The 271-nt window shown below is 42.4% G+C and carries 1 pseudogene; it reads left to right on the top strand.

The annotated features are described in order from the left end of the window. Nucleotides 1-52: 52 nt before the first annotated feature. Nucleotides 53-271 (top strand): annotated as a pseudogene (locus C1G53_RS13390) (DUF2785 domain-containing protein); the annotation flags it as partial.

Raw genomic sequence — 271 nt, 5'->3', positions numbered from 1 at the left:
TATACGCGACGAACTGGTCTATGCTAGTTTTTGCCATATCTTTTTGGAGGGCTTGATTACAAGAGAACAAGCACAGTCGCTACTGCAATTCTCTCAAGAAACCAAGCCATTTTCCCTAGAAGGCCCCACACAAAAACGAAGTTTTACTTGCCTACTTTACTGTCTGTTGCTGTCTGTCGATAATGAGCCAGAGTCTATTTATCATGCATTTTTAAGCACTGACGACCATGAGCTACTCTTCCAGCAGGCCTTGGATTATTTGACGATTGAA

This window comes from Streptococcus suis (genome assembly GCF_002960445.1).
GTDB lineage: Bacteria > Bacillota > Bacilli > Lactobacillales > Streptococcaceae > Streptococcus > Streptococcus hyiners.
This window is presented reverse-complemented; position numbering and strand designations above follow the sequence as displayed.